This window comes from Leucobacter shiyiweii (genome assembly GCF_052446065.1).
GTDB lineage: Bacteria > Actinomycetota > Actinomycetes > Actinomycetales > Microbacteriaceae > Leucobacter.
On the sequence record NZ_CM127080.1, the window covers coordinates 1738411 to 1762124 of the forward strand.

A 23714-nucleotide genomic window follows, 5' to 3' on the forward strand; every position below is an offset into this window, starting at 1 on the left:
GGACCAGACACCCCCCGTAACGACCCGCAGGCCCTCCGAAGAGCAACTTTCCTAACTTACCACACCCGAATCAACCCTGCAAATCAATGTCCCGGCGAACCAGAAACGATCAGCAATGATTCCCCGCATCACAGACACGAGACCACACAAGGCGGTGAGAGAGGTGGTGAGCGCATTATGTCGACCGGGCCGCTTCCGCGTCCCGCATCGTCGCGCTGACAAGGGATTACATTACGCGGGTTGCCGCCCTGGCCGCAAACCCGGCGTTAACTCCGGGCGTGTCTCCGCGTAATTCCGCCGATTTGGCAGCTTCAGGCTAGAAGACGACATCCGAATCCGGAACTAGCCGGCCACGACTCCAGCAAGGGTTTTCTTCCCTCGGCGCAGCACCGCGTATCGTCCGTGCAACAAATCCGCGGATGCAAGAACCTGATCTTCCGACGTCACGGCACTGTTGTTCACATAGACACCGCCCTGTGAGATTGCGCGCCGCGCCTCGCTCGCGCTTGCTACCAACCCGGAGTCGACGAGCAGTTGGGCAATCCCTGCTCCTCCCGAACCGCTCGCGCGTGGGAGTTCCGCAAGGGCTGCGTGAAGCGTGTCCGCATCAAGAGAAGCGAGCTCTCCTCGCCCAAAGAGGGCCTCTGAGGCATCGATTGCCGCCTGAGTTGCCTCCGCCCCATGCACCAGCGTCGTCACTTCGAGCGCCAAGCGCTTCTGCGCTGCGCGCCGGAACGGCTCTTCGGCGACCAGGAGCTCCAACTCTTCGATCTCAGCACGGTTGAGGAACGTGAAGACCTTGAGTCGGTCCACCACATCCGCGTCTGCCTGGTTGAGCCAAAACTGGTAGAACCGGTAAGGCGAGCACATTTCTGGATCGAGCCAAATCGCGTTCCCCTCGCTCTTCCCGAACTTCGTTCCATCGGAGTTCGTGATGAGTGGCGTCCCGATCGCGTGCGCGGTCGCTCCTTCGACTTTCCGGATCAGGTCGGTTCCGCTCGTGAGATTGCCCCACTGATCGCTGCCGCCGGTCTGCAGCACACAGCGGTACTGCCGAAACAGTTCGAGAAAGTCAAAGCCCTGCAGCACCTGGTAACTGAACTCGGTGTAGCTGATCCCGGCTTCACTGTTGAGGCGCGCGGCAACCGCATCTTTCTTGAGCATGGTCCCCACTCGGAAGTGTTTTCCCACGTCTCGCAGAAAGTCGATCGCCGAAAGTGGAGCAGTCCAGTCGAGGTTGTTGACGAGCCGCACAGCGTTCTCGCCCTCCCCTGAAAGGAATCTGCTCACCTGACCCTGCAAGCGCGTCACCCATTCGGCAACGGTGTCGCGGCTATTCAGGGTGCGCTCGGCGGTAGGCCGGGGATCCCCAATCAGCCCTGTGGATCCCCCTACAAGTCCGAGCGGCTGATGTCCCGCGATCTGCAACCGTCGGAGCAGCAAGAGCTGGACGAGGTTACCGAGGTGCAGACTCGGTGCAGTCGGATCGAACCCGCAATAGTACGTGATTGGCTCACCCGCGAGGAGATCAGCGAGCGTTTGCTCGTCGGTCGACACGTGGACCAGGCCGCGCCACTTCAGCTCCTCCCACAGGGTCGCGAAACTATCATCGTTACGCTGGGAAGCAAGGATCTCGGTGCGTTCACTCGTTGCAGACACGCCTGTCATCGTACCGCGCCTTCTAATGAGTTCTTGTCAGCTGGCGACGGCCCGGAACTCAGCTATCCGCTCGACGAGTCGCGCGAGCTGCTCGTCCACGCGCACGCGAGCCGTGCCTCCCGTCCCCACTCGGGAGTTGACGGAGCCCTCGATCGTCAACACCTCGCGCACGTCTGGCGTCAGGTGTGGTGAAACCGCAGCAAGTTCCTCATCATTCGGCTCGTGCAGCTCGATCCCTCGATCCTCGCAGTAACGCACGAGCTCCCCCGAGATTTCATGCGCGTCGCGGAAGATCACGCCCTGCTTTACCAGCCATTCGGCGACGTCAGTGGCGAGGGAGAAGCCTTGCGGTGCCAGACTGGCCATCCGATCCACATCGAAGCGCATCGTCGCGACCATGCCGGTAAATGCCGGCAATAGGATCTCGAGTTGATTGACGGAGTCGAGGACCGGCTCCTTGTCTTCCTGGAGGTCACGGTTGTAGGCGAGGGGTAGACCCTTCAGTGTCGCGAGCAGCCCGGTGAGATTTCCGATCAGACGACCCGACTTCCCGCGCGCCAACTCAGCGATATCGGGGTTCTTCTTCTGCGGCATAATCGACGAGCCGGTGGAGTAGCCGTCGTGCAGACGGACGAATCCGAACTCCTTGGTGTTCCAAAGAATGATCTCCTCGCTGAGTCGCGAGAGATCGATGCCTATCTGAGCGCAGATGAACGCAAATTCTGCAACCACATCGCGTGCGGCGGTTCCGTCGATTGAGTTCTCGAGTGGATCCCCCAGCCCGAGCTCGGCAGCAACGAGGCGGGGGTCGAGGCCTAAGGAGCTTCCAGCGAGAGCACCCCCGCCATAGGGCGACCGACGGGCCCGCACTGACCAGTCACGCAAACGCTCGAGGTCGCGCACAATCGGCCACGCGTGCGCAGCAAGTTGATGGGCAAGCAGCACTGGCTGGGCGTGTTGGAGATGTGTGCGGCCCGGCAAGATAGCTTTCGGGTGGGCTAGAGCCTGCGAGAGGAGCGCCTCGACCAAATCGAGAAGCTGCCTGCGCAAGACCGCAGCGTGGTCGAGCAGGTACAAGCGCACCAATGTGGCAATCTGGTCGTTGCGACTGCGACCGGCGCGAAGCTTACCGCCGAGCTGCACCCCGGTGATTTCAATGAGTCCCCGCTCGAGCGCGGAATGGACATCCTCGTCGTCTGGAGCAGGCAAGAACCGACCATCGGCGACGCGCGCGGCGAGTTCGTCGAGGGCCTCGTGCATGCGGGCAAGTTCGCCGCTATCGAGGTATCCTGCAGACTCGAGCGCCGCCGCGTGGGCTTTCGAGCCACGGATGTCGTACTGGGCAAGCACCCAGTCAAACTGAGTGGATTTACTCAGAAGCTGCAGCTCTGGCGAGGGCCCGCTTTCGAACCGCCCACCCCACAGCGCTCCGGCCTCCGCGGCTCGGTTTTCGTTCTCGCTCATTTGCTCTCCTTCAATAACCAGGCCATCAGTGCCTTCTGGGCATGCAAGCGGTTCTCCGCTTCATCCAGCACGACGCTCTGTGGTCCGTCGATGACCTCCGCAGCCACCTCAAAATCGCGGTACGCGGGGAGACAATGCAAAAAGATCGCGTCGGGTTTGGCGTGGGCCATCAGTGCAGAATCTACGCGATACCGCCCGAACGTCTCGATGCGCGAGGCTTTCTCCGCCTCTTGACCCATCGACACCCAAGTGTCAGTGATGACCGCGTCAGCACCACTCACCGCAGCTACCGGATCTGAGGTCACCGTGACGCTCCCGCCAGTTTCGGACGCAATGCGCTCGGCATCGGCGACGATATCGGGCCGGGGCAGGAAGCCCTCCGGTCCAGCAACACGAATGTGCATGCCGGCGGTCGCAAACCCCAAGAGATACGACTGCCCCATGTTGTTGGCGGCGTCGCCGACGTAGGCTGCGGTCAGACCCGCAAGCTCTCCTCGGTGTTCTCGAATGGTCTGGAGGTCCGCGAGGATCTGGCACGGGTGAAAGTCGTCTGACAGTGAATTGATCACCGGCACGGTCGAGCCCGCCGCCATCTCTTCAAGCCCCGCGTGGGCAAAGGTGCGCCACACGATGAGATCCACCATGCGAGACAAAACCCGCGAGGTATCGGTGATCGATTCCTTCACACCGAGTTGAGTCTCGCCCGGGTTGACGATGATCGCGTTGCCGCCCAGCTCTGCAATCCCTGCCGCGAAACTGAAGCGAGTGCGGGTTGAGGTCTTGTCGAAGAAGACCGCGGCGGATCTCGGGCCCTCGAGAGGTCGTTCAGCGAATCGATCCCGCTTCAGGCGTGCCGCAAGGTCGAGAACCTCGAGCTGTTCGGCGGGCGTCAGATCGTCATCACGCAGAAAGTGTCTCGTCACCCGCCCAGTCTAACGAGGACGGGGCAGGGCAAATGCCCTGCCCCGTCCTCGAGAAGCGGTGCTCTCGCGATTACTTCGCGAGCTGCTGCTTCAACCGCGATGCCGAACGGGCGCGCATGTTCGCGTCGAGATGCACCTTGCGGATCCGCACGACCTCAGGGGTAACCTCGACGCACTCGTCTTCGCGAGCGAACTCTAGGCACTCCTCAAGGGTGAGCTGACGCGGCGGAGTCATCGATTCGAAGGTATCTGAGCTCGCCGCACGCATGTTGGTGAGCTTCTTCTCCTTCGTGATATTCACGTCCATGTCTTCGCTACGCGAGTTCTCACCGATAACCATGCCCTCGTACACCTCCTGCGTCGGCTGCACGAAAAATGACATGCGCTCCTGCAAGTTGATGAGCGAGAAGGGGGTCACGACGCCGGAGCGGTCGGCCACGATCGAGCCGTTGTTGCGCGTGACGATCGGACCCGCCCACTCGTCGTAGCCGTGGGCAATCGCGTTGGCGATGCCCGTACCACGGGTCGTGGTCATAAACTCAGAACGGAAACCGATGAGGCCTCGCGAGGGAACGATGAACTCCATGCGCACCCATCCGGTGCCGTGGTTGGTCATATTCTCCATGCGCCCCTTGCGAGCAGCGAGCAGCTGGGTAATCGCCCCGAGGTGCTCCTCCGGAGTATCAATGGTGAGGTGCTCGTATGGCTCGTGGGTCTTACCGTTGACCTCTTTCGTGACGACCTGAGGCTTTCCAACGGTGAGCTCAAATCCTTCACGACGCATATTTTCAACGAGAATTGCGAGTGCAAGCTCACCACGACCCTGCACCTCCCACGCATCGGGGCGCCCCACGTCGAGCACGCGCAGTGAAACGTTGCCGATAAGCTCGCGATCAAGGCGATCCTTAATCATGCGCGCAGTGAGCTTGTGGCCCTTCACCTTGCCGACGAGCGGTGAGGTGTTCGCACCAATGGTCATCGAGATGGCCGGCTCATCGACCGAAATGGCAGGGAGCGGGCGGACGTCTTCCGCGTCACAGATCGTCTCACCAATGGTGATGTTTTCGATGCCCGCAATAGCCACGATGTCGCCGGGGCCCGCCTTCTCCGCAGGGAAGCGAGTGAGCGCTTTGGTGAGCATCATCTCGGTGATGCGCACATTCTGCACGGTGCCATCCTGCTTGACCCACGCAACAGTCTCCCCCTTGTGGATCCAGCCGTTGTGAACGCGCAGCAGGGCGATACGGCCGAGGAACGGCGAGGAGTCGAGGTTCGTGACGTGCGCCTGCAGCGGGTGCTCATCGTCGAAGCTCGGCGCAGGCACGCGCTCGAGGATGGTCTCGAACAGGGGCTCGAGATCCAAATTGTCAGGGAGATCGCCGTTATCCGGACGATTGTGGCTTGCGGCACCGGCGCGGCCCGACAGGTACACGGTGGGAACATCCAGCACGGCATCCACATCGATTTCGGGGTGATCTTCGGAGAGATCCGAAGCAAGGCCCAGCAAGAGATCCTGCGCCTCCCCCACGACCTCGTCAATGCGCGCATCCGGGCGATCGGTCTTGTTGACTGCGAGAATCACGGGAAGCTTCGCTTCGAGCGCCTTGCGCAGTACAAATCGAGTCTGCGGCAGCGGCCCCTCGGAAGCATCGACCAGCAGAACCACACCGTCAACCATAGAGAGCGCGCGTTCCACCTCGCCACCGAAGTCGGCGTGACCTGGTGTATCGACGACGTTGATAATGATGGGCCCATTCTTCGCATGCGCGCCAACGTAGGTAATGGCCGTGTTCTTGGCCAGAATAGTGATGCCCTTTTCGCGCTCGAGATCGTTCGAGTCCATCACCCGATCGTCCATCTCGGAATGCGCGTCAAAGGAGTTGGTCTGACGCAGCATGGCATCAACAAGAGTCGTCTTGCCGTGGTCGACGTGAGCGACAATGGCAACGTTGCGGAGGTCTTCGCGAGTGGCGAGAGCCATAGAGGTAGTTCCTAACGAACGAAATACGAAATGCCGGCGGCGCGGATGCCAGGCGCGACACGATGGGCCGAGCGCAAGAAAGCCGACACACTACTCTAACGGATCAGTCTGTGGGGTCGCCAAGCTTCTGCCGCGAGGCGAGACCTGCGGCCGCCTCGAGCACGCACAGAGCTGCCAGCCGCACGGTGCGGCCATCCGCGGAATCCGCCGATGCATCCACCTCGGCAATGTCAATGCCTCGCACTCGATCGTCCGCAGCAAAGAGGCGAGCAAAGCGTCGCAACTCGTGCGCCAGCAACCCGCCTGGCACCGAGGCGGGACACCCCGGCGCGACCGCACGATCGCAGACATCAACGTCAAGATCGACGTGGATCGCGCCGCCTCCCGACCCCGCAGTCTCAAGCGCCTCGGCGACCACTGAGGGAATTGGTCGATCGTGAAGTTCGTCTCTGTGCACCACCGTGATACCGAGAGTCCTGGCGCGCTCACGGTAAGCCCGCGAGTTGGCAAAGTCTGCGATGCCGATCTGCACGATGCGATGCGGATCAAGCCCTGCTTCAATGAGCCGCCGCACCGGTGAACCGTTGCTTCTCCCATCACGGAGATCATGGTGCGCGTCGAGCGTCACGAGCCCGGCGGTGCGAAGCCCGGCAACTCCTCCGACCACCCCGATGGCGGCGGGCACGGTCATTGCGTTGTCACCCCCGAGCGCCACCACGAGCCGAGCCTGCGTCGCGAGGGCCGCCACAGCTTCAGCGGCATTCTCCTCGCCCGAAACGGAGTCCGGGGCTGGGAGATCTCCCGCGTCAACAATGCGCAGGACCTCGTCGAGGACCAGTTCGCGTTCTGCACCGCGCACCCCGGGAGACCTCGGATCCACGAGATGACTTGAATAGCGCCGCAGTGCACGCCGCACCGCGGCGGGAGTTTCGTGCGCGTTGGAGGGCGAGAGCGAGGTACGCGAGGTGGGAATACCCACGAGCGCGAGGTCGACCGACTCGCCTGGACGCGGCGGTGGCCAGCCACCGGTGCGGGGCCACAGCGGATCGTTCGACAGCTCTGTCAGTTTGACGTGCATCAGGCTCCAAACTTTTGTCATCCTAGCCTCGTCCACTCGCAACACGAATGCTCTTCACGAATGGGCGGAAAGCGTCAGAATGAGCCGGCTTTCCAACATCTTCTGCCCATTCTTGCGAAGCGAATGCCCGGCATGGAGCGGACAGCGCACCAGACGTCTGGGATTCCGGACACCCGGGTGGATTGAGGGCTGCCGTCGCGGCGTGACGTGCGCTGGAATCGTGGAATGAACGATCACGCTCCTCACACGGTTACCCTCGGCGAAAGACCATTGAGCATCGGCGAGCTAGTCGCCGTCGCGCGCGAAGACGCTCGGGTGGCGCTCGACCGCAACGCGCTCGCCCGGATCGCGGAGAGTCGCCGCATCATCGACAGGCTCGCAGATGACTCGCAGCCACACTACGGCGTCTCGACAGGCTTTGGCGCGCTTGCAAAGGTGCAGATTCCCGCAGAGAACCGAGCTCAACTGCAGCGCAGCCTGATTCGCTCGCACGCTGCTGGAACCGGCCCGGAGGTGGAGCGCGAGGTGGTTCGAGCACTCATGCTGCTCCGCCTCAACACCCTTGCGACCGGTCGTACCGGCGTGCGACCGGTCGTCGCGGAGACGTACGCGGCGATGCTGAACGCGGGTATCACACCGATCGTGCACGAGTACGGTTCGCTCGGATGCTCAGGCGACCTCAGCCCGCTCGCTCACTGCGCACTTGCGCTCATCGGCGAGGGCTCGGTGCGGGTGGGGGTGGATCGCGAAGCCGCCCCCGTACCGGCAGCCGCGGCACTTGCGCGCGCCGGGATCGAGCCGGTGGTACTCAAGGAGAAGGAGGGACTTGCCCTCATCAATGGCACCGACGGGATGCTCGGAATGCTGTGCCTGGCGCTCCACGACCTGTCCGCGCTGCTCAAAGTCGCCGATCTCGCCGCCGCGGCGAGTGTCGAGGCGCTCATGGGATCAGATGCGGTGTTCGTGCCAGAGCTGCAGGCGCTCCGTCCGCACCCCGGTCAAGCCGCAGCCGCCGCGAACATGGCGCGGGTGCTGAGCGATTCAGGCCTGGTCCAGCGAGCGCGCGCAGGCGAATTCACGAGAGTACAGGACGCGTACTCGCTGCGCTGTGCCCCGCAGGTGCACGGCGCAGCGCGCGACACGGCGGCGCACGCCGCCGGGGTGGCGGAGATTGAGCTGCGGTCCGCAATCGACAACCCAGTCGTGCTGCCTGATGGTCGGGTGGAGTCAAACGGCAACTTTCATGGCGCCCCCGTGGGCTACGTGCTCGACTTCTTGGCGATCGCGGTGGCGGATCTCGCCAGCATCTCGGAGCGACGCACTGATCGGTTCCTTGACGTGTCACGCAACCACGGGCTGCCGCCGTTTCTCGCCGCAGACCCCGGCCTCGACTCAGGTCTCATGATCGCGCAGTACACGGCTGCCGGAATCGTGAGTGAGCTGAAGCGCCTCGCTGCGCCGGCCTCGGCTGACTCAATTCCCTCGTCGGCAATGCAGGAGGATCACGTCTCGATGGGCTGGCACGCTGGGCGAAAGCTCCGGCGTTCGCTCGACGGACTCAGCCGCGTACTCGGCATCGAGCTACTCGCTTCCACTCGCGCTCTTGATTTTCGTGCCGCCAGCGGAACGGGCGTGCCCTCCCCCGCGACAGCCGCGATCCACCGACTATTCCGCACCCGCATTGCCGCACCTACGACCGATACCTTTCTCTCCCCACTCATCGATGCCGCGCATCAATTCGTGGTCTCCGGTGCCGTGTTGGAAGCTGCGGAGCGCGCACTTGCGGAGCCACTTCGGTGATACGCGTTCGAAGGGCCTCGCGATAGGCTGCCGCTGTGACTCAGCCAAAGGTGCCCGCAGCGGATCGGACTCTGCGCATCTTGTCGCTCCTCGCCGGGGCACGAGGCCCACTCCCCGCGAGCATGATTGCGACCCAGCTCAAGCTGCCACGGTCGACGGTCTATCACCTGCTCGATACCCTGCAGGAACACGGCTTCGTAATGCACGTGGCAGAGGAGAATAGGTACGGACTCGGAATTGCCGCGTTCGAACTCAGTTCGGCGTATACGCGGCAGGAACCACTCACGCGGATCGGGCGGACTCTCCTCACCGCCCTCGTGGATCGCGTGCGCGTAAGCGCCCACCTCGCGGTGCCTCATGGCCGCGACGTGCTCTACGTCGTGGAAGAACGCGCGCAGGGGGCACCTGCGCTAGTCACCGGTGTCAACGTGCGGCTCCCCATGCACTTAACGGCTAGCGGACGAGCCATCCTCGCGGCACTTCCGCGGGCACAGGTGCGGGCACTGTATCCGGACCGAGACGCCTTCGTGCATCGGCATGACCTGAGCGGGACGCGCAGCACCGCCGGAACGAGCGGCCGTGACCAAGAGGTTGACATCGACCGGTACTCGAGACTGCGTGCGGTGCTAGACGCCACGACCACGCGCGGTTTTGCACTCGAGCACGGGTCGGTTACGCCGGGATTCTCCTCCGTCGCGATGCCAGTGATCGACCACCGCGGGTGGCCGGTCGCCGCGATCGCGCTCACGTTTCGCGACGATGAGGTGACAGCGGATCATCCCGCCGAACTCGCCGCGCAGGTGCGCGCGGCCGCAGAGGCGCTCTCCGCTCGCATCCACGGCCGCACCGCACACTGACACGCGCGAATGGCGCGCGCGACCGCAGCGCACGATCATCTCAGGCGAACGCCAGCCTTCCACACCGCCGCGGTCAGTGGCACACCCGGCCGGTATGCAAGGTGCGTCACTGAGGGTGCCTCGAGAACCTGCAGATCGGCGCGGGCTCCAGTACGGATCACTCCAACGGCGGGCTGCGCAGCGCCTCGGGGGTCGATCCACCCGTTCTCGTGCATGCCAAGCGCTCGGGCACCGCCCAGAGTCGCCGCGCGTACCGCCTCCGCCACCGTCATCCCCATTTGCAGAACTGCGGTGGCCACGCAGAACCCCATCGAGGTTGTGAAAGATGTGCCCGGATTACAGTTGGTAGCGATCGCGACCACGGCACCCGCATCGATCAGTTGCCGCGCAGGTGCGAGTGGCACGCGGGTGGACAGGTCGCAGGCTGGTAGGACCGTTGCCACCGTGCCTCGGCGGCCCCCCTCCCAAGACTGCGCCAGCGCGCTAACGTCGGAGTCGGTGAGGAATCCGACGTGGTCGACGCTCATCGATCCGTGCTCGACCGCGAGTTGCACGCCCGGGCCGTGCCCGAGCTGGTTGCCATGTACGCGTGTCGCAAGGCCGGCGGAGGCCGCCGACTCGAGCACCCGACGCGCGGCAGTCTCGTCGAAGGCGCCCACCTCGCAGAACACGTCGACTGAGCTCACGTAGGGTGCAGCAGCCTCAAGCATCGGCCCGGTGACGAGGTCGAGGTAGGTGTCAGGATCCACTCCCGCAGGAACCACATGCGCACCAAGGAAGGTGACTGCGTCCGCGTGTCTCGCTGAGATGCACGCGGACCGGAGCTCATCTTGAACGGTGAGCCCGTAGCCGGTTTTCGTCTCGATGCTCGTTGTACCGCCACGATGGGCCTCAGCGATCAGCCGCGTCAGGTTCGCTTCGAGCTCCGCGTCTCCTGCCCGCCGGGTCGCCTTCACCGTACTGTTGATGCCGCCCGCAGCATATGTCACCCCCTCCATACGTGCCTCGAATTCTTGGCTGCGGTCACCCGCGAAGACCATGTGGGTATGCGAGTCAACCCACCCGGGCAACACCGCGCGCCCCTCAGCGTCGAATCGCTTATCGGCAGCGGGCGCGTCGGCCGCGCGACCGACCCAAACCACAGTGTTGCCTTCGATCACCACTGCGGCACCGGAGACGAGTTGGTCGTCGTTGGTCGTGAGCTCGCCGATGTTGTCGATCAACAGTGTCTGACTCATGTGGATCCCCTGTGGCGTAACCCTGGTAAGTTACCAGGCCCGGCCGGTGTTGCGAATCACCGGTTCCATTGGCACGTGCACGCCGCGGTCCCGGGCAACCTCGGCAGCGCGCTCGTACCCGGCATCGACATGACGGATCACCCCCATGCCCGGGTCATTCGTCAATAGTCGCTGCAGTTTCTCTGCGGCGAGCGCCGTGCCGTCTGCGACGGACACTTGCCCGGAGTGCAGCGAGCGGCCGATTCCGACTCCACCACCGTGGTGCAGCGACACCCAGGTCGCCCCCGACGACGACGCGAGCAGCGCGTTCAGAAATGGCCAGTCGGCGATCGCATCCGAACCGTCGGCCATGGCCTCTGTCTCACGGTACGGAGAGGCGACCGAGCCGGAGTCAAGGTGGTCACGCCCGATCACGATGGGAGCGCGCAGCTTGCCCTCGGCAACGAGCTCGTTGAAGCGCAACGCAGCCTTCGCGCGATCCCCATACCCGAGCCAACAGATGCGCGCGGGAAGTCCCTCAAACTCGACCCGCTCTTGCGCGGCGCGGATCCACCGATGGAGGTGCGCGTCGTTCGGAAAGAGTTCCAGGATCGCCTCATCGGTCACGCGAATGTCTTCAGGATCTCCGGAGAGAGCCACCCACCGAAACGGGCCGAGCCCCTCGCAAAAGAGTGGCCGAATGTATGCGGGAACAAAACCGGGGAACTCGAATGCGCGGTCGTTCCCGCCGAGCCTCGCCTCGTCGCGGATCGAGTTGCCATAGTCGAAGACCTCGGCGCCCGCATCTTGAAAACCCACCATCGCTGCAACCTGCGCCGCCATAGACCTGCGGGCGGCGAGAGTGAATGCTTCGGGATCGGCAGCGGCACGCGCCTGCCAGTCGGCAACACTGATTTCGGCCGGCAGGTATGACAGTGGGTCGTGCGCACTCGTTTGATCGGTCACCACATTGATCGTGACCTCGCCCGCGAGGTGCCGACGAAGCACCTCGGGAAAAACTTCGGCGGCGTTGCCAACGAGTCCGACCGACCAGCCTCGCCGATCTGCCTGCGCTCGCTGGACCTTCGCGATGGCCTCGTCGAGATCGGTGACGACCTCGTCGAGGTATCGTTTGCCGAGCCGTCGCCTCAGTCGAGTCTCGTCGACATCAACAATCAGGCACGCGCCGGCGTTGAGCGTCACCGCGAGCGGCTGCGCACCCCCCATGCCGCCGCACCCCCCAGTGAGCGTGATCGTGCCCGCAAGGGTGCCTTCCGCTGCGCCATCCGGCTGCGCGGCAAGGCTGCCGCGGGCGGCGAGCTTTCTCGCCACCGCGGCGAACGTCTCATAGGTGCCCTGCAGGATGCCCTGGGTGCCGATGTAGATCCACGACCCCGCGGTCATCTGCCCGTACATGGTGAGCCCCTCCGCTTCGAGACGGCGAAACTCCGGCCAGTTCGCCCAGTCGCCGACGAGATGCGAATTCGCAATCAGCACACGTGGAGCCCACACGTGGGTGCGAAAGACGCCCACCGGCTTTCCTGATTGAACAAGCAGGGTTTCGTCATCTTCGAGGCCACGAAGAGTATCGATGATCGCGTCAAACGCTTCCCAGCTGCGCGCAGCCCGACCCGTTCCGCCATACACGACCAAGTCATCGGGTCGCTCGGCTACCTCCGGGTCGAGGTTATTCATCAACATTCGTAGCGGTGCCTCGGTTTGCCAGCTCCTGGCCGAAATCTGTGGGCCGCGAGGCGGACGGACGGGGCGGGCGCCAGGAAGAGCCATGGTGGTGCCTTTCGGGAGGGTGCGCGTGTGGATCGTGGATCTGGGTTCCATCTCACCCTCCCGATCCCCGTCAGACAACGCTCACAACACCTTGACTGTCCGGTATCTGAGACGCGCCTAACCGAAGTTCCTTCGCACTTCGAGGTATCGGCTTTCGGGTACTGCTTTGAACCTCCCCACCACCTCGTCGAACGGGACCAGAACGACCTTATCGCCACGAAGTGCGGCGAGCATGCCCCACTGACCGGCATCTATTGCATCAGCTCCAGCAAATCCCGTGCGTGTCGCGAGCACCCGATCAAATGCAGTCGGGGAGCCACCCCGCTGAACGTATCCCAGCACGGTCGCGCGGGTTTCAATCTTGGTGCGTTCTTCGATCATCGGAGCAAGCACTTCGGCAATGCCACCGAGGCGCGGCTGCCCAAACCCGTCGACCCCCTGACGCGTTACCGCTTCCTCCATGCCATCGAGCACAAAGCCTTCGGCGACGACCACGAGCGAGGAACGTCCGCGTTCCTGCACGCTCATCACCCATTCGGCGATCTGCTCGAGCGATTCGGGATGCTCAGGAATGAGGGTGACCTGCGCCCCTCCGGCCATGCCGGAATGCAAGGCGATCCACCCCGCGTGGCGCCCCATCACCTCGAGCAGCATGCAACGACGATGCGATTCACCCGTGGTTCGCAGACGGTCGATCGCCTCGGTGGCGGTCGAAACCGCGGTATCGAAGCCGAAGGAGTAGTCGGTACCCACAATGTCGTTGTCAATGGTTTTCGGAAGCCCTACAACCCGAATGCCCTGATCGTGCAGCATCTTCGACACTCGATGCGTACCGTCTCCGCCGATCAGGATGAACCCGTCGATGCCGTACTCGGTCATTCGCTCGCGGATCATGATGAAGTCTTCGGGCTCCCCGCCGCGGGAAGAAAATGGGCTCACCCGGCTGGTGCCGAGCATGACCCCGCCGTGCGGCGCGATCCCGCGAACCGCGCGGCGATCGAGTTCGATCCAATCCCGTTCGAGGAACCCTCGCCAGCCATCCATGAATCCGATCATCTCGTGGCCCAGCACCTCAACCCCACGCAACACCACCCCGCGGATTGCAGCATTCATGCCCGGGCTGTCGCCGCCACTGCAGAGCACACCGATTCTCATACCAGTCAGCCTAGTTGGCGAGGTCTGCGAGCGGGCGGCCACGATGAGAACAGCTGGGACGCGTTCGAAAACCCAGCGGTGATGCCCCACCGCCGGTACGCTGATCGCGTGACCGCTGATCGACTGCCGACGTCCGAGCCCTCGAATACCCGCCTGAAGTGGGAAATCGCTATTGTGCTCGCCCTCTCTTTCGGAGCTTCGGCAGTGTACGCGGTAGTGACCATTATCGAGCGGGTTACGCGAGAAACTTCGCTGGCCTCCCAGACCGCGACCATCAACCGCGCACTGTCCGAACGGCCCTGGTTCGATCTCATTTACCAGCTGCTCGGGTTCACTTTTGGCCTCGCCCCGGTAGCCCTCGTCATATATCTGCTGTGGCGCGAGCAGCGCCCGCACTTGGCGCGCCTCGGCTTCGGGCGATCCGCAGGGGCGAAACGGAGCTGGTGGATCACCGAAACCGGCGGCGGTGTACTGCTCGCCGCAGCGATCGGCATCCCGGGACTCGGTTTCTACCTGGCAAGCAAAGCACTCGGCATCAATGTCACCGTGGTGCCGACGAGCCTGGACACCTTCTGGTGGACGATCCCGGTGCTCGTACTCGCGGCGCTGAGGGCGGCGCTGGGCGAGGAAATCATTGTGGTCGCCTATCTCTTCGAGCGGCTACGGCGGCTCGGGCTAGGTACGACCTCCATCATCGTCGTAAGTGCCGTGCTGCGCGGAACCTATCACCTCTACCAAGGCTTCGGAGGGTTTCTTGGCAACGTGATCATGGGGCTCATATTTGGGTGGATCTACCAACGCACCGGGCGCGTACTGCCGCTCGTCATCGCGCACTGGGTGCTCGACATTGTGAGCTTTGCCGGATACCCGCTCGCTCTGGCCTGGTGGCCAGAGCTATTCGGGGTACCCGGCCCGTAACTGGCTACAGCGGTCGGATACTCTCTACGATTGCGGCAGTGAGACCCCACAGCTCGTCAAACACCTCGGGCGCATCAGCGCACGTCTCCGCCGGCTTCAGCACCTCATAGGTGGAGTCAACCTTCACGATTCCCCACTGTGATCGCATCGCTGCGCAGGACTCAGGGAGCGAGTCGATCAGCGCGGATGTCAGCACGAGTCGATTCTCGGCATCGATCATGTAGCTGGTCTGCCCGAACCGGCTACTGAGGTCTGCCGAGATGCCCCACTGCGGAACATCGAGGAGCATCGTCGAACCCACCTCAACACTGGGTGGCTGGTCGCCGGTCGGCACCGAGGATTCCGGGTCGTCTGACGGAGAAGGTGCGCTGGAGGGAGTGTCTTCGGGCGCTGGTGCCTCGGTTGTTACCGGCGCAGCGGTCGGCGCAGGATCTCCCGCGCTTCCGAGTGAATTCACAATAAAGATTGAGGCAACGAGCGCGATGATCGCCCCCACGCCCACGATGATCCATGGCAAAAACTTCTTTCCACCGGAGCCACCGGTGACAGAAATCTTCTCGTACTCATCACCGGTGCGGGTGTCAGAATCGGATGCAGGCGTCAGACCGAAAATGGACGACTCGTCTGCCTGCGGGAGCGGTGCCGTGGGCGGCGCCGACCGAGGCTGCTCAGGAGGCAGTATCCCCGCGGTGGGCACCGGCCGGGCTGCGGGTCGCGGTGCGCTTGCGATTGGAGCGAAGTCGGATGAGGCGAAGGCCCCCGGCTCAGCGGGCTGCTCCTCTGGTCGACTCGGCGACGGCATGTCGAGACGCTCGAGTGGTTGAGTGGGCGGCTGCGGATCATTTTGCGCCGCCGCCTTCGCGCCGGGAGCAGGCGTCATTGAGGGCGGCAACAGGAGCGGCGTCACTCCCGAATCAGGCGAAGACGATCTCCTTGGCTCCGGAAGAATAAGCGGCACGGGATCGGGATCCACCGCCTGCTGCCGGCGCAGACCGATCAACTCATCAAAGCTGAGACCCGACTGTTGGTCGGCGGATGGGGTGGCCGCCCGCGGAACCTGAGACGGCTCCGCTTTCGCAGCCTCGCCATCCGAAGCCGCCGGCGCGGTGGGCTTGCTCTGCTGCTTAGGTTCGGGGTCGCCTTCGGTCGCCGATTCTAAGAACGCGCGCAGTTCCTCGTCATTCACCCTGACAGACTACCGGGCAACAGCGTGAAGACGCTGCCGCGAGAACTACACACGCTCGGAAACTACCCCGTTCTCGACATGCCAGCGACGATCCAACCGCACCGTATCGAGCATTCGACGGTCGTGTGTGACCAGCAGCAACGCACCCTCATAAGTGTCGAGCGCCTGCTCAAGCTGCTCGATCGCGGGCAAATCGAGGTGGTTGGTGGGCTCGTCGAGAACGAGCACGTTCACTCCCTTGGCCTGCAACAGCGCCAGACCGGCACGTGTGCGCTCCCCAGGGGAGAGTTCGCCTGCGACGCGCATCACATGGTCAGCTTTTAAGCCAAACTTCGCGAGCAGTGTGCGGATCTCGGCAGCCGATAGCTCGGGCACGAGTGCTTCGAACGTATCCGCGAGAGGCTGTAGGCCGGCAAACAGGGATCTCGTCTGATCCACCTCACCAATTGCGACGGAAGTTCCGAGCGTCGCCGAGCCGAAATCTGGTGCCTGCCGGCCCAAAAGCATCCGCAACAGTGTGGACTTCCCCGCGCCGTTCGGGCCGGTGATGCCGATCCGTTCGCCGCCATGAAACTGCAGCGATACAGGGCCAAGCGAAAAGTCACCCTGATGAACCACCGCCGCGTTTAGTGTCGCGACCACCCCGCTCGACCTCGGTGCGGCACCGATCGTGAACTCAAGTTGCCATTCCTTACGCGGTTCCTCGACCTCCTCGAGGCGCCTGATCCGGCTCTCCATCTGACGCACTTTCTGCGCCTGCTTTTCGCTGGACTCGGTAGACGCTTTTCGCCGGATCTTGTCGTTATCAGGTGCCTTTTTCATGGCGTTTCGCACGCCCTGGCTCGACCACTCTCGTTGCATGCGCGCACGAGCCACGAGATCGGCTTTCTTCGCAGCGAAACCTTCGTAGTCATCCCGCTTATGCTGTCGGGCGATCTCGCGCTCCTCGAGATACGAATCGTAGCCGCCACCGAACACACGATTGCTGTGCTGCGCGAGATCGAGTTCGAGCACGCGGGTCACACACCGGGCAAGGAACTCGCGATCGTGGCTCACGAGCACGACGCCGCCTCGCAAACCCTGAACGAAGTTCTCGAGTCGTTCTAGACCGTCAAGGTCGAGATCGTTGGTGGGCTCATCGAGCAGCACGATATCAAATCGTGAGAGAAGAAGAGCAGCGAGCCCGACGCGCGCAGCCTGCCCGCCAGATAGCGAAGTCATGAGCGACTCCGGAGAGAGTCCGCTCACACCGTCCAGTGTCGCGGAACCTACGCCTGCAGCAGGCCTGTTCAATACCAGGCCCAGCTCTGCGAGTATCGCGGGCAACCGCTCTTCAAGATCTGCGGCTCCGCTCGCAAGCCAGCGATCAAGCGCGGCTGCATACACGTCGCCTGGGTCGGGGGTGCCTGGCGGCTGTGGCTCAAGATTTCCGAGCGCCTCGGCGGCCGCGTCCATCTCGCTCGTGGCACGCGCGCAACCCGTTCTCCGAGCGATATAGCCCGCGATCGTTTCCCCGGCGACTCGCTCGTGCTCCTGCGGGAGAAACCCCACAAACGCGTCGCTCGGTGCCAGACTCACCGTTCCCGCCTGCGGTTCGACCTCACCGGCGAGTATGCGTAGGAGCGTCGACTTTCCCGCACCGTTTACCCCCACCACTCCGATGACATCGCCCGGAGCAACCGTGAGGTTGAGACCGTCAAACAGGGTGCGGTGTGCGTAGCCACCAGCTAAGCCATGGGCTACGAGCGTTCCGGTCATCAGCCCAGCTTATTCAGTCCTGGAGAGGCGGGTGAACGGTCCCCCGAACGCTCACCTAAAGCCGACGCCACTCAACGCTGTGCGAATGCCAGAATGTGCACGCGACTCTCTGGGGTGGCGGCACACTAGAGAACCTTCTTCACCACACCAGATTTCAATTGCATCTGACCGAACCCGGGTACCTTCGCATCAATGTCGTGATCTCCCACGCCGTCGGAGATCAACCGAATGCCGCGCACCTTGGTTCCGACCTTGACGACCCCGCCGCCTGCACCCTTGATCTTTAGGTCTTTCGTGATGGTGACGGTGTCACCGTCGGTGAGGACGTTGCCCACCGAGTCCCTGACAGCCGCCTCAGTCCCGACGGCCTCCGCTTCTTCAGCGGGAGCCCACTCATGCCCACACATGGGGCACACCAGCAACGAACTCTGCGTATAGGTATAGGATTCACCACACTCTGGGCACGGCGGCAGTGTGTCAGACATTGAGTTTCGTCTCCCTCGAATCACGACTGCACATCGTGAAAACCTCTTGTATGTGGGGGAACCCGGTGGTCCGAGCCATTCGCGCGACGCGCATCATCTTGGCCGGCGACACCAACGAAACGAATGAAGACCGATATCCACCCGAAGATGAGTGCGAAAACGACGATTTCGAATGCGGTGAGTCCGAAGAACCCTATAGAGAAGAGAATAGTCGAAAGCACCACACTGACGAGAAAAGCCACTGAAGCAATGAAATAAGCGCGAGGCATGCCACGGAGGATCCATGGCCCGGCACTCAGCAGGCCGAAATACATGACCGCCATCCCGCTCGCACAGAGATTGTGAATAATCAGGCTCACATTCACCGGAACTAGACCAACTCCCGCCAACATAATGCCCATAACAATGAACATCGCAGAGACAATCGTGGTACTTCTCCTGTTGGTGAGAATGCCGCGTTCCACGAGGGCACGCATGTCGTTGGCCAAATAGACGGCAAACGCGGTAACGAGCAGACCTGCGGCAATCAATGTGCCGTTAAACATGAAGCCCGACACACTCCAAAACGTGCCCAGTTGGCTGAAGTGAATCTTCCACCATGTGGGATCCGGAGACGAGACCATTGCGGTGAGTGTGCCAATGACAACGAACGACATCAGCAAAGATGACATCCGACGCGTGGTCATACGCGAAACTGACAGATAGGTCATATGCGCGCTCAGCCCGACGCTGACTGCCATGAGTGCCGTGGACCAGAAGGGGTCAACTTCGAGCCCAATGAACCCACGACTCAGAATGAAAAACACTCCGAGCACGGTCAGCGCAGCCAGCACAACGTGCACCAGGACCACTGCGATGGTATTCACGGTGAAGATCGCCGCGGGCAGCGTCCCCCTCCACTCTTGCCCTTCCAGCCGACGCGCGCGCCAGTAGCCTATGGATCCCGCGACTGCAGCAACCAACCCGGCCACGATCGCGACTACTGTCCCGAAAGACAGATCCCCAAAGAGCGGGAGCGGCGGCCATCCAATCCCGAGAATTATGCCCACAATTGCGCCGATGCCGCCGGCTAGCAGCGCTAGATAGATCGCCTGCGACTCTATACGAAGGGTAAGTTGAGGCTCCGCCGCTCTTCTCTCGGAGAGGGGAATCGATGCGGTCCCGAGCTGCGCGCGTCGATCGGTCATTCTGAGTGTGCCTTCCAGTCAGACGTTGTGGGTCTCAGCATAGATGCACGGCTCACAACTGCTGCGGGTTCTCTCCGCGATGGCTGGCCCGTTCAGCTCCACCGGCACGCTACATTGCTCCCTCGCTGGCCCGCTGCCTGCGTGACTTCTTCGAGCAATCGAGACGGATGGCTACACACTCAAACGGAACTAGATCTCGTTACCGACCTGCGACACCGTGTCGCAGGCAACGGTGACGCCACTCACTCCAGCGGTGGTGCGGGCACCTTGTTGTCGCGACGTTCTGCTGCGGCGAGTCGCTTGCCGCGATGCACGCCCACCTCGAAGGCGGTCACCACAACGAGGGTCACGCCCACGAGCGGGAGTACGAACCAGATCATCACGTCTGTCAGGCCCTCGAGCGCATCGTGTTGGGTGGCAGCGAGCACGAGGTAGGCGGTGTAGGCGACGTAGAGCGCCACAAACGTGCCTCCCTCCCAACGGGCAATGATAAACCCGGTGAAAGCGATCGGTAGCAGCGCGATCGAGGCGGCAAGCATGAGGGGCAGGTCGAGAGCGATCGCGGCGGCCGGCACGGGGATGCCCTGACCGAAGATGATCGCCGGCGCCCCGAGCACCATTCCGATGTTGAAGATGTTGCTGCCAACGATGTTACCGACGGCCATGTCTCGCTCACCTCGACGCACGGCAATGATCGACGTGGCGAGCTCGGGTAACGAGGTGCCGACGGCGACCACAGTGAGACCGACAATGAGGCTGCTTACTCCGAGCTCCGTTGCGATGCCCACCGCTCCGTTTACGAGTAGCTGCGCCCCGAGAACGAGAAGACCAAGGCCAACAACGAGCAAAACGGAAGCAAGCCACAGGGGCGTCGGATTCCCCCTCGTAGCACTCGCGCTTGCGTCAGAGGATGCCTGAACGCGTGCAGTTCCGTTTGCCGCACCCTCGCGTCGCCCCACCGCGATGCTCATGACGGTGTGCACGACGAGGCCGGTGAGGAGCAGAAGGCCGTCGAGGAGCCCGATCTGGCCGTCGAGGCTGACCACGATGAGCAGAATCGACATGCCCACCATGACCGGCACATCGAACCGCACGATCTGCTTCTTAATGCTCAGGGGCAGCACGAGGGCCGAAATCCCGAGGATCAGCAGGATGTTGGCGATATTACTGCCCACGACATTGCCGAGCGCGAGATCGGGTTCATCGCGCAGAACGGCATCGACGGTCACGGCGAGTTCGGGTGCTGACGTCGCCGCAGAGACGACGACGAGGCCGACGATGAGCGGAGAAATGCCCACCCGTGTAGCGAGCGTGGATGCGCCACGGACGAGCGCCTCGCCTCCGGCGACCAGAATGACAATTCCGGCGATGACGAACACGGTGTCGAGCAGCATGAGGTAATTCTAGAGGATCCTACGGTCGAGACCGCCCCACTGCTCAAAGGAGGAGCGGAAGACCGCCACACGCACGCTGAATCCCTGGCGCGTGGGCTCAGCGACTGCCCGGGGCACTCCAGAGGATGGCTACACGTTGAAGCGGAACTCGACCACGTCGCCGTCTTGCATGACGTAATCCTTGCCCTCCATGCGCGCCTTGCCCTGCGACCGCGCGTCGGCCACCGAACCGGTCGCAACCAAGTCATCAAAGGAGATCACTTCGGCCTTGATGAAGCCTTTTTCGAAATCTGTGTGGATCACGCCCGCCGCCTGCGGTGCCTTCGAACCTTTGCGAATCGTCCACGCGCGCGATTCCTTCGGACCGGCCGTGAGGTAGGTTTGCAGGCCCAGGGTGTCGAAGCCGACGCGGGCGAGCTGATCCAGCCCGCTTTCTTCCTGGCCGATCGAGGCCAGCAGCTCCGCAGCGTCTTCGTCGCTCAGCTCCATGAGCTCACTCTCGAGCTTCGCATCGAGGAAGATGGCTTTCGCGGGTGCCACGAGGGCCGCGAGCTCCGCGAGCTTTGCCTCGTCGCCGAGCACCCCTTCATCGACATTGAACACGTAGAGGAAAGGCTTCGCGGTGAGCAGCCCGAGCTCGCGAATGGGCTCAAGGTCGATGTCCGAGTGCGACAAGAGTTTGCCATCGTTGAGTGCCGCCATTGCGGCCTGCGCGGCGGTGACCACCGATGCGTCGATCTTCTTGGACTTCAGTTCCTTCTCATACCGAACCAGCGCCTTCTCGACCGTCTGCAGATCGGCGAGAATGAGCTCGGTGTTGATCGTCTCCATGTCACTCGAGGGGTTCACCGCACCCTCAACGTGAATCACGTCTGGATCGCTAAAACCGCGCACCACCTGGGCGATTGCATCCGCCTCACGAATGTTCGCCAAGAACTGATTGCCGAGTCCTTCGCCCTCGCTTGCGCCTCGCACAATGCCAGCGATATCGACGAAACTCACCGCCGCCGGAAGGATGCGCTCGGAACCGAATATCTCGGCGAGCTTCGTCAGCCTCGGATCAGGCAGGTTCACCACACCCACGTTGGGTTCGATCGTCGCGAACGGATAGTTCGCCGCGAGCGCATCGTTATGGGTAAGAGCGTTGAAGAGGGTGGACTTGCCAACATTGGGCAGACCGACGATTCCGATAGTGAGAGCCACGAGGGTCAAGTCTACCCGTGCGGTTGAACTGCGGGTTGACCGCTCGGCGCCTGTCAGTGGGGTATGTCAAGATTCTTTGGTGCCAGTTGACTTCACCGCCTTAGACTTCGAAACCGCCAACAGCCACGCATCATCTGCGTGCGCTGTGGGACTCGTGCGGGTGCGAGACGGCAAGGTGGTGGATCGCGCGAGCTGGCTCATCCGCCCGCCCGCGGGGCACGACGAGTTTCTTCGTTTCAATATCAAGATCCACGGCATCACGCCCGAAATGGTCGAGGATGCCCCGGGGTGGGGCGATCAGCTGACTGACTTACTCGAGTTCATCGGCGACGATATTGCGGTGGCGCACAATGCTGGCTTCGACATGGGAGTCATCCGCGGCGCGTGTGCAGCGACGATCACCCCCACCCCAAAGCTGCGATACCTATGCAGCGTGCAGGTGTCGCGGAAGACCTACGACATTCCGTCGCACCGCTTGCCCCTCTCCGCAGCAGCAGCAGGGTTCGGCGACTTCGCGCACCACGAGGCTCTCGCCGACGCTGAAGCGTGCGCCGCGATCATTAGCGACGCAGCCCGAAGGCATGCCGCAGACGACATTCGCATGCTCGCGAAGGCAACCGGAGTCAAGATTCACCGCCTCGCGGCGATCCCACTCAAGCTGTAATCGAGGCTACTCCCAGCGATGCGGGCGCTGATCGGTGATGACCCGGCGGATCGTGCCTGAGTGCGCACGCATGACGACGCTTTCCGTCCTCAGGAAGGGCCCCCGCCGCTGCACCCCGTCAAGGAAGTCAGCCGAGGTGATACCCGTAGCCACGAAGTACGCGTTGTCGCTGCGAACCAGGTCGTTGGCGTGCAACACGCGACCCAATTCGTGGCCCGCATCGAGCGCCCGCTCACGCTCCTCGTCGTCTTTCGGCCACAATTTGCCCTGGATTACCCCACCGAGAGCCTTCACTGCGCACGCGGTGATGATGCCTTCTGGGGTTCCGCCAATCCCGACCGCGAGGTCGATCCGTGAGTCCCACTGCGCGGCGTTCACGCCTGCGGCGACATCGCCATCAATGAGGAGCCGGGTGCCAGCACCTGAGGCACGGATGTCGGCGATGAGCTGCTCGTGACGTGGGCGGTCGAGCACGGCGACGCGAATGTCAGAGACCTCAACGCCCTTCGCTCGGGCAAGCGCGCGGATATTCTCACCAATTGGCCGCTCGATGTCAACAATGCCCACACCCTCAGGCCCGCACACGAGCTTGTCCATGTAAAAAACGGCCGAGGGGTCGTACATGCTGCCGCGATCTGCGACGGCAATGACAGACAAGGCTCCCTCGCGACCTTCGGCGGTGAGCCGTGTGCCGTCAATCGGATCCACCGCGACATCGCACTCGGCACCCTCGCCGTTCCCGACCTCTTCACCGTTGTACAGCCAGGGCGCATCGTCTTTCTCGCCCTCGCCGATCACGACGGTGCCCTTCATCGATACGGTCGACAGGAAGCGGCGCATCGCGTCGACCGCTGCCCCATCGGCTGCAAGCTTGTCGCCCCGACCCACCCACGGTGCCGCACGAATCGCAGCGGCCTCTGTGGCGCGCACAAGTTCCATTGCCAGGTTGCGGTCGGGCTGCCATTCACCCAGTGAATGCTGTTCGCTCATGGTCTGA

Annotated in this window: 19 protein-coding genes; 4 read left to right on the forward strand and 15 right to left on the reverse strand. The window is 62.9% G+C overall.

Annotated features, from left to right (window positions below; genetic code table 11):
• Positions 1–342: 342 nt before the first annotated feature.
• From tyrS to ACTNFJ_RS08065, 5 genes are all read right to left on the reverse strand, one after another.
• Positions 343–1668 carry a tyrosine--tRNA ligase gene (tyrS, locus tag ACTNFJ_RS08045; RefSeq protein ID WP_435907614.1) on the reverse strand — a complete coding sequence of 442 codons (1326 nt, stop codon included), beginning with the start codon at positions 1666–1668 and terminating at the stop codon, positions 343–345.
• Positions 1669–1695: 27 nt separating this feature from the next.
• Positions 1696–3123 carry an argininosuccinate lyase gene (gene argH / locus ACTNFJ_RS08050; protein WP_435907613.1) on the reverse strand — a complete coding sequence of 476 codons (1428 nt, stop codon included), beginning with the start codon at positions 3121–3123 and terminating at the stop codon, positions 1696–1698.
• Entirely contained in the window at positions 3120–4046 is a 927-nt protein-coding gene (argF, locus tag ACTNFJ_RS08055; protein ID WP_435907612.1) for an ornithine carbamoyltransferase, read from the reverse strand. The genes argH and argF overlap by 4 nt, the downstream gene beginning before the upstream one ends.
• Positions 4047–4116: 70 nt before the next feature.
• A complete protein-coding gene (gene typA / locus ACTNFJ_RS08060; protein WP_435907611.1) occupies positions 4117–6027 on the reverse strand; it encodes a translational GTPase TypA in 1911 nt (636 codons plus the stop codon).
• A gap of 103 nt (positions 6028–6130) precedes the next feature.
• On the reverse strand, positions 6131–7126 hold the full coding sequence (locus ACTNFJ_RS08065) for an arginase family protein (protein WP_435907610.1): 996 nt from the start codon (positions 7124–7126) through the stop codon (positions 6131–6133).
• Between the two features lie 204 nt (positions 7127–7330).
• Here ACTNFJ_RS08065 and hutH point away from each other — a divergent pair, with 204 nt between their 5' ends.
• Positions 7331–8905 (forward strand): histidine ammonia-lyase, encoded by a 1575-nt coding sequence (gene hutH, locus ACTNFJ_RS08070; protein ID WP_435907609.1) that lies wholly within the window; start codon positions 7331–7333, stop codon positions 8903–8905.
• Between the two features lie 35 nt (positions 8906–8940).
• On the forward strand, positions 8941–9762 hold the full coding sequence (locus ACTNFJ_RS08075; protein ID WP_435907608.1) for an IclR family transcriptional regulator: 822 nt from the start codon (positions 8941–8943) through the stop codon (positions 9760–9762).
• Between the two features lie 35 nt (positions 9763–9797).
• Here ACTNFJ_RS08075 and hutI read toward each other — a convergent pair whose 3' ends face one another.
• The 3 genes from hutI to ACTNFJ_RS08090 all read right to left on the reverse strand — a co-directional run bounded on the left by hutI (position 9798) and on the right by ACTNFJ_RS08090 (position 13922).
• On the reverse strand, positions 9798–11000 hold the full coding sequence (gene hutI / locus ACTNFJ_RS08080; protein ID WP_435907607.1) for an imidazolonepropionase: 1203 nt from the start codon (positions 10998–11000) through the stop codon (positions 9798–9800).
• A gap of 30 nt (positions 11001–11030) precedes the next feature.
• Positions 11031–12767 carry a urocanate hydratase gene (hutU, locus tag ACTNFJ_RS08085; RefSeq protein ID WP_435907621.1) on the reverse strand — a complete coding sequence of 579 codons (1737 nt, stop codon included), beginning with the start codon at positions 12765–12767 and terminating at the stop codon, positions 11031–11033.
• A gap of 117 nt (positions 12768–12884) precedes the next feature.
• Positions 12885–13922, reverse strand: coding sequence for a 6-phosphofructokinase (locus tag ACTNFJ_RS08090; RefSeq protein ID WP_435907606.1), 1038 nt, complete (start codon positions 13920–13922; stop codon positions 12885–12887).
• A gap of 81 nt (positions 13923–14003) precedes the next feature.
• Between ACTNFJ_RS08090 and ACTNFJ_RS08095 the strand changes: the two genes are divergently transcribed.
• On the forward strand, positions 14004–14840 hold the full coding sequence (locus ACTNFJ_RS08095) for a CPBP family intramembrane glutamic endopeptidase (RefSeq protein WP_435907605.1): 837 nt from the start codon (positions 14004–14006) through the stop codon (positions 14838–14840).
• 4 nt (positions 14841–14844) lie between these two features.
• On the opposite strand, the gene ACTNFJ_RS08100 is transcribed toward ACTNFJ_RS08095, so the two are convergent.
• The 6 genes from ACTNFJ_RS08100 to ychF form a co-directional block, all read right to left on the reverse strand.
• Positions 14845–16026 carry a hypothetical protein gene (locus ACTNFJ_RS08100; RefSeq protein WP_435907604.1) on the reverse strand — a complete coding sequence of 394 codons (1182 nt, stop codon included), beginning with the start codon at positions 16024–16026 and terminating at the stop codon, positions 14845–14847.
• Positions 16027–16071: 45 nt separating this feature from the next.
• Complete coding sequence (locus tag ACTNFJ_RS08105; protein WP_435907603.1) at positions 16072–17784, reverse strand: ABC-F family ATP-binding cassette domain-containing protein; 1713 nt, start codon at positions 17782–17784, stop codon at positions 16072–16074.
• A gap of 125 nt (positions 17785–17909) precedes the next feature.
• Entirely contained in the window at positions 17910–18269 is a 360-nt protein-coding gene (locus tag ACTNFJ_RS08110) for a zinc ribbon domain-containing protein YjdM (protein ID WP_435907602.1), read from the reverse strand.
• A 20-nt stretch (positions 18270–18289) separates the two neighbouring features.
• Positions 18290–19456, reverse strand: a complete 1167-nt coding sequence (locus tag ACTNFJ_RS08115; protein WP_435907601.1) for a DUF998 domain-containing protein — start codon at positions 19454–19456, stop codon at positions 18290–18292.
• A gap of 242 nt (positions 19457–19698) precedes the next feature.
• Positions 19699–20850, reverse strand: coding sequence for a calcium/sodium antiporter (locus tag ACTNFJ_RS08120; protein ID WP_435907600.1), 1152 nt, complete (start codon positions 20848–20850; stop codon positions 19699–19701).
• Positions 20851–20979: 129 nt separating this feature from the next.
• Positions 20980–22053, reverse strand: a complete 1074-nt coding sequence (gene ychF / locus ACTNFJ_RS08125; protein ID WP_435907599.1) for a redox-regulated ATPase YchF — start codon at positions 22051–22053, stop codon at positions 20980–20982.
• A gap of 79 nt (positions 22054–22132) precedes the next feature.
• Here ychF and ACTNFJ_RS08130 point away from each other — a divergent pair, with 79 nt between their 5' ends.
• A complete protein-coding gene (locus tag ACTNFJ_RS08130) occupies positions 22133–22717 on the forward strand; it encodes an exonuclease domain-containing protein (protein WP_435907598.1) in 585 nt (194 codons plus the stop codon).
• 6 nt (positions 22718–22723) lie between these two features.
• On the opposite strand, the gene glpX is transcribed toward ACTNFJ_RS08130, so the two are convergent.
• Positions 22724–23707, reverse strand: a complete 984-nt coding sequence (gene glpX, locus ACTNFJ_RS08135; protein ID WP_433647569.1) for a class II fructose-bisphosphatase — start codon at positions 23705–23707, stop codon at positions 22724–22726.
• Between the last annotated feature and the right edge of the window lie 7 nt (positions 23708–23714).